18 protein-coding genes are annotated in these 16,279 nt (G+C 35.4%); 9 read left to right on the forward strand and 9 right to left on the reverse strand.

The genetic code is table 11. The features are described 5' to 3' along the window. Positions 1–11 precede the first annotated feature (11 nt). Both AC1Q8L_RS07015 and AC1Q8L_RS07020 read right to left on the reverse strand, forming a co-directional pair. Positions 12–2,936, reverse strand: coding sequence for an ATP-binding protein (locus AC1Q8L_RS07015; RefSeq protein WP_086387939.1), 2,925 nt, complete (start codon positions 2,934–2,936; stop codon positions 12–14). Next, entirely contained in the window at positions 2,933–4,174 is a 1,242-nt protein-coding gene (locus AC1Q8L_RS07020; protein WP_016513175.1) for a metallophosphoesterase family protein, read from the reverse strand. Before AC1Q8L_RS07020 ends, AC1Q8L_RS07015 begins: the two co-directional genes overlap by 4 nt. A gap of 208 nt (positions 4,175–4,382) precedes the next feature. Here AC1Q8L_RS07020 and AC1Q8L_RS07025 point away from each other — a divergent pair, with 208 nt between their 5' ends. Continuing rightward, a complete protein-coding gene (locus tag AC1Q8L_RS07025; RefSeq protein ID WP_000539552.1) occupies positions 4,383–4,568 on the forward strand; it encodes a YhzD family protein in 186 nt (61 codons plus the stop codon). A 27-nt stretch (positions 4,569–4,595) separates the two neighbouring features. Here the strand turns inward: AC1Q8L_RS07025 and AC1Q8L_RS07030 are convergent, their stop codons facing one another. Then, on the reverse strand, positions 4,596–4,958 hold the full coding sequence (locus tag AC1Q8L_RS07030) for a hypothetical protein (protein ID WP_000582776.1): 363 nt from the start codon (positions 4,956–4,958) through the stop codon (positions 4,596–4,598). Positions 4,959–5,112: 154 nt separating this feature from the next. Between AC1Q8L_RS07030 and AC1Q8L_RS07035 the strand changes: the two genes are divergently transcribed. Then, entirely contained in the window at positions 5,113–5,253 is a 141-nt protein-coding gene (locus tag AC1Q8L_RS07035; RefSeq protein WP_000273536.1) for a YflJ family protein, read from the forward strand. Between the two features lie 59 nt (positions 5,254–5,312). On the opposite strand, the gene bsh is transcribed toward AC1Q8L_RS07035, so the two are convergent. Next, on the reverse strand, positions 5,313–6,299 hold the full coding sequence (bsh, locus tag AC1Q8L_RS07040) for a choloylglycine hydrolase (protein ID WP_000337600.1): 987 nt from the start codon (positions 6,297–6,299) through the stop codon (positions 5,313–5,315). Positions 6,300–6,448: 149 nt separating this feature from the next. On the opposite strand from bsh, the gene AC1Q8L_RS07045 reads away from it, so the two are divergent. The 4 genes from AC1Q8L_RS07045 (at position 6,449) to AC1Q8L_RS07060 (ending at position 9,891) form a co-directional block, all read left to right on the forward strand. Then, on the forward strand, positions 6,449–7,441 hold the full coding sequence (locus AC1Q8L_RS07045; protein ID WP_025118249.1) for a zinc-dependent alcohol dehydrogenase family protein: 993 nt from the start codon (positions 6,449–6,451) through the stop codon (positions 7,439–7,441). A 145-nt stretch (positions 7,442–7,586) separates the two neighbouring features. Next, a complete protein-coding gene (locus AC1Q8L_RS07050; RefSeq protein WP_001056900.1) occupies positions 7,587–8,267 on the forward strand; it encodes a FadR/GntR family transcriptional regulator in 681 nt (226 codons plus the stop codon). Positions 8,268–8,337: 70 nt separating this feature from the next. Next, positions 8,338–9,528 (forward strand): MFS transporter, encoded by a 1,191-nt coding sequence (locus AC1Q8L_RS07055; RefSeq protein ID WP_086387941.1) that lies wholly within the window; start codon positions 8,338–8,340, stop codon positions 9,526–9,528. 57 nt (positions 9,529–9,585) lie between these two features. After that, complete coding sequence (locus AC1Q8L_RS07060; protein WP_000264238.1) at positions 9,586–9,891, forward strand: hypothetical protein; 306 nt, start codon at positions 9,586–9,588, stop codon at positions 9,889–9,891. Positions 9,892–9,987: 96 nt separating this feature from the next. On the opposite strand, the gene AC1Q8L_RS07065 is transcribed toward AC1Q8L_RS07060, so the two are convergent. The 5 genes from AC1Q8L_RS07065 to AC1Q8L_RS07085 all read right to left on the reverse strand — a co-directional run bounded on the left by AC1Q8L_RS07065 (position 9,988) and on the right by AC1Q8L_RS07085 (position 11,984). Beyond that, positions 9,988–10,134 (reverse strand): hypothetical protein, encoded by a 147-nt coding sequence (locus AC1Q8L_RS07065; RefSeq protein WP_000498642.1) that lies wholly within the window; start codon positions 10,132–10,134, stop codon positions 9,988–9,990. Between the two features lie 345 nt (positions 10,135–10,479). Further along, positions 10,480–10,791: a YbjQ family protein gene (locus tag AC1Q8L_RS07070; RefSeq protein ID WP_000637510.1), complete on the reverse strand. Its 312-nt coding sequence runs from the start codon at positions 10,789–10,791 to the stop codon at positions 10,480–10,482. Positions 10,792–10,933: 142 nt separating this feature from the next. Further along, complete coding sequence (locus AC1Q8L_RS07075; RefSeq protein ID WP_000635853.1) at positions 10,934–11,137, reverse strand: DUF4028 family protein; 204 nt, start codon at positions 11,135–11,137, stop codon at positions 10,934–10,936. Positions 11,138–11,276: 139 nt separating this feature from the next. Continuing rightward, positions 11,277–11,807 carry a general stress protein gene (locus AC1Q8L_RS07080; protein ID WP_086387942.1) on the reverse strand — a complete coding sequence of 177 codons (531 nt, stop codon included), beginning with the start codon at positions 11,805–11,807 and terminating at the stop codon, positions 11,277–11,279. Positions 11,808–11,843: 36 nt separating this feature from the next. Then, positions 11,844–11,984: a hypothetical protein gene (locus tag AC1Q8L_RS07085; protein ID WP_001004567.1), complete on the reverse strand. Its 141-nt coding sequence runs from the start codon at positions 11,982–11,984 to the stop codon at positions 11,844–11,846. A gap of 237 nt (positions 11,985–12,221) precedes the next feature. Between AC1Q8L_RS07085 and AC1Q8L_RS07090 the strand changes: the two genes are divergently transcribed. From AC1Q8L_RS07090 to AC1Q8L_RS07100, 3 genes are all read left to right on the forward strand, one after another. Next, positions 12,222–12,473 (forward strand): hypothetical protein, encoded by a 252-nt coding sequence (locus AC1Q8L_RS07090; RefSeq protein WP_000991350.1) that lies wholly within the window; start codon positions 12,222–12,224, stop codon positions 12,471–12,473. A 204-nt stretch (positions 12,474–12,677) separates the two neighbouring features. After that, positions 12,678–15,368: an ATP-binding protein gene (locus AC1Q8L_RS07095; protein ID WP_086387943.1), complete on the forward strand. Its 2,691-nt coding sequence runs from the start codon at positions 12,678–12,680 to the stop codon at positions 15,366–15,368. Between the two features lie 16 nt (positions 15,369–15,384). Beyond that, positions 15,385–16,242: a CheR family methyltransferase gene (locus tag AC1Q8L_RS07100; RefSeq protein ID WP_000429043.1), complete on the forward strand. Its 858-nt coding sequence runs from the start codon at positions 15,385–15,387 to the stop codon at positions 16,240–16,242. Positions 16,243–16,279: the final 37 nt, after the last annotated feature.

Here is a 16,279-nt window from a genome sequence, read left to right on the forward strand (position 1 = left end):
AGTATAGCATATCACAACTCATTTTCTTTACGCTTATGTGTTAATTTTACAATCTGTTTTTCTGTAAAATACGCGAGTAAATGCGCATGACATGTAAAGAAGATGACTTGTCTATCTTTTGCGATTTCCTTTATTAGTTCAATCGTTCGATCCGTCCTTACCGCATCAAAGTGCACGAAACTATCATCAATAATAAATGGGTAATCATGTTCAAATGTTTTCGCAAGTGCAAATCTCAGTGATAAATATAACTGCTCCGCTGTCGCTTGGCTTAGTTCATGACTGTAAAAACGTATACCGTCGTTACGTTCAACAATGAACGGCTCCGCCTCTGACGGTGAAAAGATTTTACTATAGCGTCCGCCCGTTAAATAGACGAAATACTCTTCTGATTTTTGTAAAATACGAGGCAGATGCACTTCATGATAATATTGCTTCGTTTTCGTTAACACCGTTTTTACGGCCGCATAAGCAGCCCATTTCTTCACTTGTTCACGCAATTGCGCTTTTTTCATTTCCCATTCATGCATTAAATCTCCGTACGTACTACCTTCTTCTAAATTCGCAATTTCCATACGATGTTTCGCGATGCGCTCTGTCAGTTCTTTCTCTTGCGCCAGACAGTTTTGTACGACTGTAATTTCTCTCTTTAATTTCTCTTCATAACCGTCAGCTTCGTAATGTTCAGCTAATGATAAACTCTTTAAACGCTGTTCTAACAGATCAATTTGCGGTAATAAACGCACTACTTGTTTCTCAGCATCTTCACGTTTTTCCGCCAGTTTACCCGCTTCTAAAAACATCTCTTCATCTGTAGTCTCTGCAATATTCCATAATGCATTTCGTTCTACTAACAGTTGTTTCAATTGTTCTTGCATAAACTCATATTCTTCTTGCCATTCCGCCAGTTTTTCTTTTAACTGCTTACAAGTTTGGCGCTTCTCTTTCTCATTTTGCATACGACTTTGTGCCCCGTGTAGCTTACTATACTCCGCACTACCGATAACAGCTTCTAGTTTCTGTTCAAAATGCGAAATCATTTCATATAATGAAGATTTTCGCGTGCCTTGTTTTTCTAACTCCCGATATAATTGCTGCATTTTTTCAATACGCTCAAACGCTGGCAATATGTGTGCATACGTATAAAATTCTGGGAACATATAGCGCGTTTTATATGCATCTACTTGTTCTCCCGCCTGGAACGTTTCTCTCTCCCATTCCTCATACGATGAAACGACTTTATCATAAGCTCGCTCCATTTGCTGCAATTTATAAGACTCACGCTCAAATAGTTTCCGAATCTCTTCATCTTTTTCTAACTGATAGCGCACAGACAGCGCTTCTTCACTTTGTCTCCCGCCAGCACTTTGCTGAAGAGTAAGAAGCTCTTCTTGTAATCCGCTTGATGGATCTTTATATAAAACAAGAGCAAGGACAATCCCTACAAAAACAATAACACTAATAAATAAGAGCGGGCGGTTATCAATAAATAAACTCGTGAATAAAACAAGCGTGTTAATAAGAAGTAACAGAAGACAAATTCTTTGCCACTGCTTTTTCTTTTGCATAGCCGCTCCTGCTTTTTCCTCATACTTGCGCTTCATTCTCTCTGCATCCATACCGATAAACGCCGCGTCTTGGAACGATTTCTCTTTCTCAACTAACGTATTTCGCTCTTCATCAACTAACATTTGTTTCTGAATCTGTCTTATATTTTCTTCTTGTTCTTCTAATTGCTCTTGCGCTACTTTAAAACGATCATCAAGCTGTGCTTTTTGCGTTTCTAATTCACGTGCCTTTTGCACGGTTTGCGTAATTAATTCTTTCGTTGCCAAACTCATGTCAAACGCAAGAACCGCTTCCTTTTCAAAAGTAGCACCAATTTGTTGTTCTAGTTCTGCAATTTCTTCTTTTATATTCGTAATACTTCCTGTCATATCACGCATTTCTTGGCACGCATTTTCATAAGACAAATGCTGCATACGAAGTTCTTCTACATAACTTTCTTTTCGTAAAAACTCTTCATCTATTTGAATCGAGGCAATTTCCGATTGCACTGTCTCGATTTTCTTATGGAGCGAATCAACTTGTAACTGAAGCGGCTCCATCTTCGCCTTAATCGCTTCATAGCGCGCCATTCCGTTTACAGGAAACTGCCTGCTCTCATTTTCTAACACTTTCTCATGCGCACGCTTTTCAATAACGAGGGGCTCAAGCGCTGCTAATATTTCATAATCTTGCTTTCGCCTTTCTGCACTCTCTTTCTCTCCGCGAACAGAAGCAAGCTTCTCTTCACTTTCTTTTAACTGCTCCACTTGTTTTTCATACGTGCCAATTTTTCCTTGCCACTCTTTCATCTTCTCTTCAAGCTTCTTCATCTCTTGCAGTGACACGTTAATTTCCGGTTTACGCCCACTCGGTTTAAAACGCTGATCCATTTCTTTTTCTAGCTTTTTATCTAACTGTAATAGCGCATCGCTTCCGACTGCACTTGCTGAAAATAAATAATTGCCAATATCCGCTTCGCCGAGCTGATGAATATTTTGAAGACCATGCATATCAAATGAAAAGACCGATTCAAATAAACTTTCATTCATCCCGCTTAATATATCGTTTAAAATTTCCTCGCCGCCCGTTTTCCCGTCTTCAAAATAAACGGTCACCTCGCCAGCTGCCGTCTTTGGCAATCGTTCAATTTTCAAACGGCCGTACTGCTCTGTTTGTACAGTCATCGCACCGCCATACTTCCCGCCTTCTTTCGGCTCATAACGGCGCTGTCCTCTCGTCGGAAAACCGAACAGAATACTTTTCATAAACGAGCGAATTGTCGATTTCCCCGCTTCATTTTCACCGTATAGCACCGTCAGCAAGGAAAGATCCATTTCCACATTTTCTAATTTTCCGTACCCATAAATATGGAGTTTTTCAATTCTCATTTTTTATCCCTCTCTTGCTGGAATAATTGCTCTAAAATAATATTTTCTGCTTCCTTTTGAATCTCTTTCTTCTCGTCTTCTGTAAAAGATTCAATACTATTACGCGCTACAGGAGATGTCCAAATGGTGCGCAACACGCCGTCCATATTTGTGAAAGCTTCTAGCTCCTTTAGCACACTACCGACGAAATGATTTTCCGCTTTCAAACGTTCGATTTCCGCAAAAGAAACCGTCTCATTTTTCCACTTCATTGCATATACGAAATCTTTTCGCTCTTCGCCAGATGCTAAAATGTGAAAAATCTCTTCCACACGCTTTTCGTCACGCAAATAAGAAGAAAGTGGGCCCTGCCCTGTGAATACGACAGTTAAAAGCGTCCCTTCCTCTTCTCTTCGGCACTCATTCATCGCAGTTGACATGCTCGTCATAAGTTCATCAACAGTTTCAAGTCCATCAATACAAACTTCGATCTCATCCCATACAACATCTGCCGTATGGAAAAATGAGCAATGCGTTCCTTGTTTCGTAAGTTCAATAAGGTACGCACCCTTCTCACCTGTTTCCTTACGATGACGACCTTGTATGTTCCCTGGATAAATAATGTATGGCTCTTCTGATAAAATTTCACGTTTATGTATATGGCCAAGAGCCCAATAATCAAACTGTTTTTCTTTCAACTCACGAATTTGAAACGGTGCATAGCGATTATGCTCTGCATCTCCTTCCACACTTCCGTGAAGCATGCCAATATGAAAAGGCGCATCACTCATTTTCGTATACTGCGCTGTCATATTATCCGTTACCGCTTGCTGCAAATAACTAAACCCATAAATAGAAGCTAATAGCTCACCATTTTTATAAAATGATTTCTCTTCTACGTAAGGCTCCGTAAACACATGAACATTTTCCGGAAACTCAATCGCTGCCCAGCTTCCTCCTAAATGATCATGGTTACCGTGAATAATAAAAACAGGGATATCGTACTGCGAAAGTCTCTTCATTTGCTCACGCACAAACACTTGCGCCCTCAAACTTCTCGTCTCCGCATCATACAAATCCCCAGCTAGTAATACGAAATCAACGCGCTCTTGAATCGCTTTATCAACAATACGCTCAAATGATTCAAACGTACTTTGCTTCATTCTCTCCCAAACAGACTGCGCAACATTCATCTCCATTCCTTTAAACGGACTATCCAAATGCAAATCAGCCGCATGTATAAACTTTACTTGTTTCACAAATAACGATCCTTTCTATCTTTCAAAAGTTTCATTTTATTAAAATTAACATCGCTGAAAACTAATCATCATCGAGAATGAAAATATTCTCGATGATTAAAGTTTCATTCTATTTTACCACGCAATGTCATATATTTCTTTGCATATTGTAGCGTTTTATGTCAAAATAATTATAAGATTCTGATTTTAATTATTGGAGGGAATTTTCATGGGAGTATACGTTCTAACAGTCTTTGAAAAAGATGGTTCAAAAGCATTAGACGAATCATTCGAGGCGGCAACTGAAAAAGAAGCAAAAGCAAAAGGTGAATCTATTTTACAAGAAAAAGGATTGTATGAAAAAACACATCGCTGTACATCTACTGCAGGTAAGCTCGTTTTATTCCAGCGCTAAAAAAAAGAAGCGTCATCCGCTTCTTTTTCACTCTACTATATCTTCGTCACACCACGTAAACACCACATCTAGAATGCGATTACCAATACGTACGCGTTTATTCCATTTACCTGTTTGGATCTGATGTTGCAATTCAGCTTTCATCTTTTCCGTCCAGTCGTGAATCGTTTCACTACCGTCGTACGGATATACGCCTGGAAACTCTTCCTGCAGTAGATGCAAGCTCTCTGCATCAAAATGAAAATGGAAGAAGTAGTTTGCTGTAAGCGATGGTTCTTGCAATCGTAAAAAATGATCATCAATTTGCTTTCTATTTCTATAGAAAGTAAAGATATTCACTTTACCGCTAGTAATTTGGTCAATTTGAATTTCGTGCTTCTCTATAATCACGTCTTGTCCACCTCGTTGTATACTATCTTTAGTATATATGTCTTTTGCAACAAAGTTAACCATTTTCGCGCGAAATTCATTTCCTTCATTATATTACCTGTACCTCCATATGCAATCAGAACAAATAAAAACAAAGTTGAAGGGGAGCGATCACATGTATTTCGGAAGCAAAGGTTGGTATGTAAAAGAACTTAAAAAATTAGGTATCCGTACTTATGAAGGTAAAAAACTAGAATCGTATCGTACGCATGTGTTATCTAGTTTACTTGAGAGAATGAAGAAAGCTTCGGCTTAATAGAAAAACACCTCCCGAATTCGCATACTAAGTATGCAAATTCAATGGAGGTGTTTTTATCAGTTTTCATAAAAGATTTTTTGCTTCCGCTGGAACGGATACGTTTTAATCTCAGCTGTATCTAAATCTTCATTGAATAAATGAATGGCTATAATTTGTCTACAATCGTAAGTATGGTAATAATATGTTCCAGACTCCATACACATTGCACTTGTATAGATCGTATTATCTAATATACCGTCTTCTGTTATTACTGCCCCCTTAGGAACCTCACAATTTGATAAGATATGAAAAATAGCCGATATCCCCTCTTCTTCGTTCTCTATACTTTGAATGTTTTGTTTGCCATATGCTGCCCGTACAAATCTTGATGGCGGGGTGAAATCTCCAGGAAGTCCCATTGTTCCTGAACCTTGGCCAAAAGCACTTAATGGTACATCTCCCCACTCAGTTGGCGCAAATGGCTGCGATTTAAGTCCAATATATTGTCTTAAATTTTGTAAATGCCAATTAAACTCCGGACTATTAGTCATTACTCCTATTGGATTGTCATACACTTTTATTCCATCAGCTGTCGGCTCAAGTACAATACACGCTCCCGATTTATCTGCTAAAATCCAATGTAGCGGTGGCGTAATTCCTAAAACTGGTAATGGCACATCTATAAAGGCAATGTTATCAATATATTTTCTTAATTCTTCAACAGAATTGAACTGCGTGAGGCTCCAAGTCACAAAATCAAATGGTGCTACATTCGTTTTATTGCTATCTATATGATTACTATAAGTAGCAAATCCTGGGAAATAGAGAGTTGCACATGTCATACCAGTTTCATTTACTCCGTCCGCCATCATGACCCTTCCTCCAAAATTAATTCCCATTCCGACAACAGCCTTTTTCGCTCGGATCGTTTCACCAGTTATATTGTTCCACTGATAACGCCGAGGAATGATTATTACTTCTTGATTCATATCTAATGTGAAATCCATTGTTCTCCCAAAAAGATGCTGGAAATTTTTTGTTTGTAACGTCAAACTAGTACACATGAAGAAATCCCCCCATTTTATAGTTCTATAAACATTTTATAAAATTCTGATAAATACGTAAATTAAAAACTCTATTTATCACTAACAAAATAATCGCCCAAACCAAAAATGCTATAATAAACCCAATCAAACTAAGGGGGCAAATTACTTTGCTTGGAACATGCATTCAATTTCATAAGTTCGGCAATCCAAAAGACGTATTACAAGTTGAATATAAAAATATAGAACCACTGAAAGATAATGAAGTTTTCGTTCGTATGCTAGTTAGACCGATTAATCCATCTGACTTAATTCCCATCACTGGAGCATACGCACATAGAATCCCTTTGCCTAACATACCTGGTTATGAAGGTGTTGGTATTGTAGAAGATGTAGGCGCTTTTGTTTCTCGAGACCTTATCGGTAAACGTGTGTTACCTTTACGCGGGAAAGGTACTTGGCAAGAATATGTGAAGACATTAGCTGATTTTGTAGTCCCTGTTCCTGATTCCATTGATGATTTTACAGCGGCACAAATGTATATTAATCCTCTTACTGCGTGGGTTACATGTACAGAAACGCTAAACTTACAGCATAATGATGTTTTATTAGTGAATGCTTGTGGATCCGCTATTGGACATCTATTTGCGCAGTTATCACAAATTTTAAATTTCCGATTAATTGCTGTTACAAGAAATAATAAGCATACAGAAGAATTACTGCGCCTTGGTGCTGCATATGTAATTGATACTTCCACTACCCCGCTTTATGAAACAGTTATGTCATTAACAAACGGGCTCGGTGCGGATGCTGCAATTGATTCCATCGGAGGACCGGATGGAAATGAATTAGCTTTCTCCTTACGTCCAAACGGGCATTTTTTAACGATCGGTCTTCTATCAGGAATACAAGTGAACTGGGCCGAGATTGTCACGAGAGCAAAAGTACACGCAAACATATTTCATTTACGACATTGGAATAATGAAGTGTCACCATATAAATGGCAAGAAACGTTTCGTCACTTAATTCGTTTAGTAGAAAATAAGCAATTGTGTTTTATGACGGTACATTCTACGTATGACTTAGCAGATGTGAAAGCGGCAGTTGATGTTGTGCAATCTGCTGAGAAAACGAAAGGGAAAGTGTTTTTGACGAGTTATTGAATGCAATTGAAGACTCTATTTTGATTGATTTTTTTATGCCTTATAAACCTAATTTTGATATCCCGGCTTCAACTACCTAAAAATAACATTGTCAACAGCACTTATATTGGTTATCATAAAAGCGAACATAACAGGAGATGAGCAGATGAATATGAACGAAAAGAAATCTTTTTCAAAAGTTTCTCGGCGGAAATTAGTCGATGAAGTATTGGAACGTCTACAAGAGAAAATCTTTTCTGGGAAGTATGAAGTTGGTGATCGCCTCCCTACAGAGCCGCAATTAATGGAAGAGTTAGGGGTAGGACGCTCAACGCTACGAGAAAGCATAAAAATATTAGTACATGCTGGCATATTAGAAGTTCGACAAGGACAAGGTACTCGTATTGTCTCACTTAATATAACGCAAGATTCATTTGAAAAACGACTACAAGCAGCTAATATAAATCATGTGTATGAAGCACGAAATATGTTAGATAAAGAAGTAGCGATGTTAGCGGCACAGCGCCGAAGCGACGAGGATCTTTTATACTTAAAAGGACATTTGAATAAAAGAAAAAATGCCCTTCAAGAAGGAAATTATGTAGCATACATAGATGCAGACATTCAGTTTCATCTAGCCATTGCAAAGGCGAGCAAAAACGAAGTTCTACTTGATTTGTATCAATCTTTCGTACCTGCCCTTCGTCACATTTTAAGCCAATTCATATTAAATACAGCGAACTATGAAGATAACTCTGACATTCATGAAAAGTTATTCCAAGCGATTTTAAAACAAAATACTGAAGAAGCACGAAAATACGCTGTTCAAAATTTGGAGCTGAAATAAGCTCCTTATCTATTACACAAAAACATCAGATGATATACTCAATAACATCTGATGTTTAAGAGAGGAGAAAATGAAATTGAAACATCAAGAACGAACTTATTTGTATATACTAGCGCTATTTTTTGTTTCTATTAATTTACGTATCGGAATTACATCTGTTTCACCTGTATTAGAAACAATCCGACAAGACTTAAATATAAGCAATTTTTCCGTTAGTTTTTTAACAGCTATTCCTGTTTTTTGTATGGGGACATTCGCCTTACTGACTGGGAAGGTAATTAAGAAATACGGGGCAGAAAAATCAATTATGGCTTGTCTTATTTTAATTGGCTTGGCAACATGTATGAGAGCTTTTACCTTTTCTATTTCCACATTATTCGCGAGCTCTTTATTTATCGGTATTGGAATTGCACTTGCAGGTCCGTTATTATCAGGTTTTATTAAAGAAAAATTCCCTACGAAAATCGGCTTAATGATTGGAATATATTCAGTAGGTATGGGTACTGGTGCTTCTTTAAGTGCAGGATTAACGATTCCTTTACAACATGTATTAAAAGGATCTTGGAATATGGCACTCGCTTTTTGGGGTGCACTAACTATTATCGCCATTATATTTTGGTATCCCGTTATGAAACGAAAGAAGAATACGAGTACACAAAATAAAAAGAATAATAGCTTACCTTTAAGAAATAAAAAAGCATGGTTGTTCACAATCTTTTTCGGACTACAATCAGGAATATTTTACTCTATTACGACTTGGCTTGCGCCAGCAAATCAAAGTATGGGTGTGAGTAGCGAGCAAGCGGGTACTCTTATAACTGTTTTTACAGTGATTCAAATGATATGTAGCTTTTTAATTCCAACATTAGCGGATATTTATAAAAACAGAGCACTTTGGTTATTAGGAAGTATATGCTTTGTACTCGTAGGTTTATCGCTTATGATTTACCCACTAACTACACCATGGACCCCTTCTATTTTACTAGGGATCGGGCTCGGCGGCGTATTTCCACTCGCTCTTATGCTGCCACTATATGAAACAAAAACTTCAGAAGATGCAAGTGCATGGACTGCTATGATGCAATCAGGAGGATATATTATGGGCGGATTCATTCCTGTCCTAGCTGGAATCGCTCGTGACTATTTTGATAGTTATACGCAAGTTTTTATTATAATGGCACTTTTAAGCTTAATTTTACTCCTATTAACTTTAGTCATGAACAAAAAGGAAGGAGAAGCAAAAAATCTTATCTCCGCTTAAACTAAAAAATGTTATTACATGGTATAATTTGGTTAAAATACGAAAGGAACTTCTAATATGTGGTTCATTTCGGCAATCGCGCCCGTTTTAATAGTTGGTGGAATTGTAGTATTTGTAATAAAAAGAATGGAACGGAAATATAAAGAAGGAAAATTAGGTAAGAAAAAACCTCAAAAAGCTCAACTGTTATTAGATAGTTTAATACCTATAGGAATGCTTTTTGGCTGTATAATTGGTTTGATTTTCGGCATGTTTTCCCCAGATTTCTCACTGCTTTCAATTAGTTTAGGATCCGGAATAGGCTATTTATTTGGATTTTTTGCTTATGAAATTTATAGCAAGACAGGAAACAATTTTTGTTAATCCAAAAGGAATAAGCGGGACAGTACATAGTAATCATATAAAATATGTAACTGTCCTTTATTTTTGCATCAATGTTATCAATTTTTCTTCCACATCCTATACACCTTTTTTATTGATGTTTCTCTCCTCTTTCTTTCGCATATCCGCTTTTTTGTTCTTCTCGGCTCTATAACCAAAGTAAAGTAGCGCACATGTAGTAATAGAACCTACAATGTATCCTAAAAAGCCTCCTAACCAAAACATAAAAATTGCCTCCAATCCATTATAAATTTTATGTAGTAGACATCTGTAAACCGCTCTCGGTACCTCCGTTTTTTATTACAGATTGGGAAATCCCCCTAACTATTCCATCCATGAACATTCTGTCTTCTCTATTTTGATTATTATCTATAAAATTATTTATACCACTAATTCTTCCATTATCTCAAATAACAACTTTATTATAAAGTTTGCACTCACATTACATATATGTAGCATCACTGTCTCTTTTTCATTTTACCCTTGCAACTGGAGTTTACTTCTACAACTTAAAAACAAAAAACCCCCTCAAAGCATAAACTTCAAGGGGTGAGCCTGTTTTTTATTTACTTATATACGTACAGCTGTACCACTTACAGCAACCATTAACATTCCATCACGAACAACTTCGTAATCTACGTCAATACCAACGATAGCGTTCGCACCTTTTTGTTTTGCGAGTTCTTTCATTTCATCCATTGCGATATCACGAGCTTCTTTTAGCTTGCTTTCATAAGAACCAGCACGACCACCGACAACATCACGAACTGAAGCGAATAAATCGCGGACAATATTTGCACCCATAATAGCTTCACCATTTACAATATCGATATACTCAATAATTTCTTTACCTTGAATTCCAGACGTTGTTGTTACAATCATGACTGACACTCTCCTAATAAGTTGTAGTTTTGATAAGCTTTCTTATGTCTTTATTATGACATGGAAAAAGTATCTAATCCATTGAATTACCTTACAGGAATGTGACAGTTTTGTAATAATAAAGCGCGCATTATGTTTAATTTTAATAAAGTGCTTTAATATTGGGATACATAAACGATTCTCTATTTTCTTTCCAATCCTTTTCTACTTCTTTAAAAGTTGGTCGCCCTAATTCTTTGTTATTTTCATGTTTACTAAACCATTTTTTCACATACTGGTCTCCATTTTTGTTTTGAACTGTACAAAGGAAACTATTACTGCTATCCTTTAATATTTTTACAATCACGAAAAGGCACCTCTTCCCTTTTAAATAACATGATAGAACTTGATCTTTTACTATAAGCCCTTCCTCTCTTATAGTCATACGACTCCTCGGCCGCGCCAAAGTTGTAAGATCAAAAAACGATATTCACTTTGTTTATATTTTATTTAAAGAAATCAGAGTTATAGGCATTATGCTTATCAAATATTTTATAGATTTCTAACTTATCGTCTAATTTTGCATCTACTAAAATTAATATATTGCCATCGTAAATATATTCTTCATACTTTTTAGCATGGTCTTCAGGGATTCCTAAGCCGATAAATGCTCCTATTAAACTTCCAGCTCCTCCGCCAATACCGGCTCCTCCAATAGCTGCTGCGATTGGTCCTGCTGCTACAATTGGACCCATTCCAGAAACAGCAAGTACACCAAGACCTGTTAATAATCCACCAAGCCCGCCTGCTACCCCTCCAGCTACAAGCCCTGTCGCTGAAAAGATATCTGCTCTATGTGCAGTTTCGCTATTCACTTTTTCACCCGATTTTTCTTCAAGGTGTTCAATTTCCTTTTGATCTTTCGCAATAGCTGAAATATTCTCTGCTGAGTATCCTTTATCATTTAATTCATTAATAACGAGTGCCGCATCATCAATTGTTCTAAAAACACCTACTATTTTTCTATCTACATTCATAACTATTAACCTCCTAAAGTTTTATATAATGTATCTTTATTTTTCTTCATTTCTGTATACACTAATCTTCTTATTAACATAACCATTTACGAAGAAAGCGAATAGTAAAAGCACTACAAGTGAACTACTTAACAAGTAAATTAAATCAAATGTAATATCAATCATCATTTCATTCATGTATACCAGGCTCCTTTTTATTTAAAGTAAAAGTATATTTTGATAGACTAATCTACTAAACATAGACATCTTACAATTCATCTTCAATCAATCTCTTTGTAGTATATGTATACCCTTCCTAACCTTTTCTAAACGTAAAAAAACTATACTTATATTTTTTCTTATTTATATGTTTAACATTTTTTAAAACGGGTATGTTTATATTGTTATGCTTACTATATGGAAAGGAATATTACGATGAACGCCATTCACTCTACTACTATTTCTTATAATGAAACACCTACAATAACTCAGATTCATCATTTTTATGCTTTAATGACAACATTTCAAGCTAATTTGTTTATAAGTAAACATGGAACAATGACATCAATCAAAAATTTAAGCACTCTAGTATCCTTTTTCCTTACTGTAAAAAAGAAAGATCTTATATTATTTATTTTTGAAGGAATAGATGCAAAAAGAGCTTTAAGAACACTCTTCCCTTCTTAGAATGTTTGTTATCCTCTATTCCCTCGCTTACTACCTTTCATATATGTTTTTATATTTCAAAATGATTTCCTCTATAAAAAAAGAACCCCCTAATACAATAGGGGGATTTCTAGTTTGGCCTTATGAAAACTGATATAATATATATTACGTTTTTCATTCTTTAAAATAGAAAAGTTTTAATAACCTTGAAGGTAGGAATTTTTAATGAACTCGAAAGCAAAATTTAGTATTCGCTACAAAATTATGGCTGGTTATTTAGTTATCATTTTGTTCTTACTTGTTTCTTTCATTATGTTAAACAATGAGATTTCCAACTTACAAAAATCTCGTAATTTTATTATTGATCATGATTTTAAAGTTCTCAATTTGACGAATCAAGTGGAGAAAGAGTTACTAACAATTGAAAATAAAGCGAAAGGGTTTATCATTTCTAATAACCCTAATTACGTGCAATCCCTTAACTCTGCGGAAAAGGATTACGAAAAACATTATCAAGATCTTTTTTCTTTATTAGAGGATAACCCCTCTCAGCAAGAAAAATTAAAACAGATTAACGAAAACATTACTAGTTGGATTAATAAAGAGATTCACCCACTTATTACAAATAATAATAGTAATAATGTACAAACAATCGACACGACTAAAATTCAGTCCTTACAGTCACAGGTAACTAACTTCCGTAGCACTGAGGAGCAATTAACGAAAAAAAGAGCAGCACAATTAGATACTGAAAATAATAAATTAGAGATTTGGTTATACAGTTTATTGTTCTTACTTTCTTTTATTTCCATTATCGTTTCACTCTATATTTCGAATTCCATTACAAAAACGATTAAAAATGTAATTCAAGCTATTAAATCAATTTCTTCTAAAGAAAAAATTACGGAAAGAATTCATGTAAATACACGTGATGAAATAAAAGATCTTGCTCATACAACGAACCACTTACTAGACGAAATATCGAAAAGAGAGTGGTTACAAACTGAGCTTGCAGAATTAATTTTAATGTATCAAGGTGTATCTTCTATTGAGATGTTAGGTAAAAAAATTCTTAGTGGAATTATACAAAAAACGCACACTTCTTGCGGTGCATTTTATGTACGTGAAGAATATGAAGAAACTGTCTACTATGTGAAAAAAGCTTCTTTCGCCGATCAAGGTGCTGATATTGGGAAACAATCCATTCAAATGGGTGAAGGTTTCATTGGACAGTCTGCCTTAGAAAAGAAAAGTTTTATTCTCAGGGATATACCCGAAGAGTTTCGTTATGTCACTAGTGGAGTATTAGAAATACGTCCTAAAAATCTACTAGTCATCCCTATCTTATTTGAGGATGAAGTGATCGCAGTAATGGAGTTAGTAAGTGTAACTGAGATTTCAGATTTACATCAAGATTTAATTCAACAAACCGTTGATAATCTAGGTTTAACAATCCATAGCATTATGGGACGTATGCGAATTCAAACTCTTTTACATGAATCACAAGCAATGACAGAAGAGTTACAAGTTCAATCAGAAGAATTGCAAACGCAAGCGGAAGAACTACAAATGCAAGCAGAAGAATTACGAACAACGAATGAACAATTAGAGTCTAGAACTGAAGAGGCTGAGCAGAAGACAGCTGACTTACAAATTACCAAATCAGAATTAGAAGAAAAAGCAAGCGAGTTGTTACGCAGCTCAAAATACAAATCTGAGTTCCTAGCAAATATGTCACATGAATTACGCACACCGTTAAATAGTATTTTACTATTATCTGAAATGTTAAGAGAAAATCATGATAACAATTTATCCGACGATGAGATTGAATTAGCAACTGTCATTCATTCATCAGGGAAAGACTTACTTACTTTAATTAATGACATACTCGATTTATCTAAAGTAGAAGCAGGCAAACTAGACATCATTTTTGAAGCAACGAACATAAGTGACATGGCAGCCAATATGCATCAAAACTTTTTACATATAGCTGCACAAAAAAATGTCGAATTTACTATTGAAGACAGTGATACGATTCCTGATCTGTTTTATACAGATGCAAAACGGATTGAGCAAATTATTAAAAACTTATTATCCAATGCATTTAAATTTACAGAAAAAGGATCCGTTTCTTTACATTTCGATTCGATAGAAACAAGTAATTTAAGTCATGATATGCAGTCTATAAGTAAAGATTGGATTACAATTTCAGTAAAAGATACTGGTATTGGTATCGCTAAAGAACAGCATCAACTTATTTTCGAAGCCTTTCAACAGGCAGATGGAGCAACGATTCGAAAGTATGGTGGCACAGGACTAGGTTTATCTATTTGTAAAGAGTTTGCTAGATTGTTAGGTGGTTGGATTACGTTAGAGAGTAATGTAGGAGAAGGTAGTACTTTCACAGTATATATTCCTAACCTTCCAAATGGATTACATGATATACAGTTATCCAATTTAGAAGTCGCAGCAACGATAGAAGATGTTATTCCTGCTGAAGTTGTTGAAGAAACTATCGTTACTACCGAAACAAATAACGTCTTCCAAGAGAAAAACATTTTAATTGTCGATGATGATCATCGAAATATATTTGCGTTACAAAATGCATTAAAAAAACAAAATGCCAACATTATTACTGCCCAAAACGGCATAGAGTGTTTAGAAATACTAAAAAGCAATACAAATATTGACCTTATTTTAATGGATATTATGATGCCTAATATGGACGGTTATGAAACGATGGAAAATATCCGAATGAACTTAGGGTTACATGAAATACCTATTATCGCATTAACTGCTAAAGCAATGCCAAATGATAAGGAAAAATGTTTATCTGCTGGCGCTTCAGATTATATAAGTAAACCATTAAACCTACATCAACTCTATTCGGTAATGAGTGTATGGTTAATAAAATAAGTGAGGTTTAGTTGGAGTGGAAAATAAGTATTATAATTTTGATCCATCAGTAGATACGGATGAGCGCACGAACTTAGAAATTGAATTACTATTGGAAGCGGTATTTAAACTATCAGGATTTGATTTTCGCCAATATGCTCGCACATCTATTTATAGAAGGATTTGTAATCGAATGCAGCTCTCTAATATCCCAACCATTTCAAAATTAATTGAAAAAGTAATTCACGAGGAAGGGGTTTTAGAACAGTTATTAAATGATTTCTCGATTAATGTAACTGAGATGTTCCGTAACCCTGCCTTTTTTAAAGCGCTAAGAGAGCATGTTATTCCTGAATTGAAAAAGCAACCTGAAATTAGAATTTGGCATGCTGGATGCGCAACTGGTGAAGAAGTATTATCGATGTCCATCTTACTTCACGAAGAAGGATTAAGTGAAAAGTCGGTTATTTACGCAACAGATATGAATACAAATGTGTTAGAAAAAGCAAAACAAGCTATCCTCCCGTTAAATAAAATGCAAACTTATACGAAAAACTATTTACAAGCTGGCGGTACACAAGCATTTTCTAACTATTATTCAACAGATAATCGTTTTGCTTATTTTAATCCTTCACTGTTACAAAACATTATTTTTGCACAGCATAATTTAGTAACCGATCAATCTTTTAACGAGTTTCATATTATACTTTGTCGTAACGTTTTAATTTACTTTACAAGTAAACTTCAAAATCAAGTGCAGCAACTATTTTATGAAAGCTTAAGTCACAATGGATTTCTATGTTTAGGAAATAAAGAAACTCTTCGTTTTTCAAATATAATGCCGCATTATACCCAATTTAATCCTAGTGAACAAATTTATCAAAAAATACAATAAAAAGCGTATGAAATCCTCTGTTTGGATTTCATACGCT

Source organism: Bacillus sp. GW823-FHT06A11, assembly GCF_058795355.1.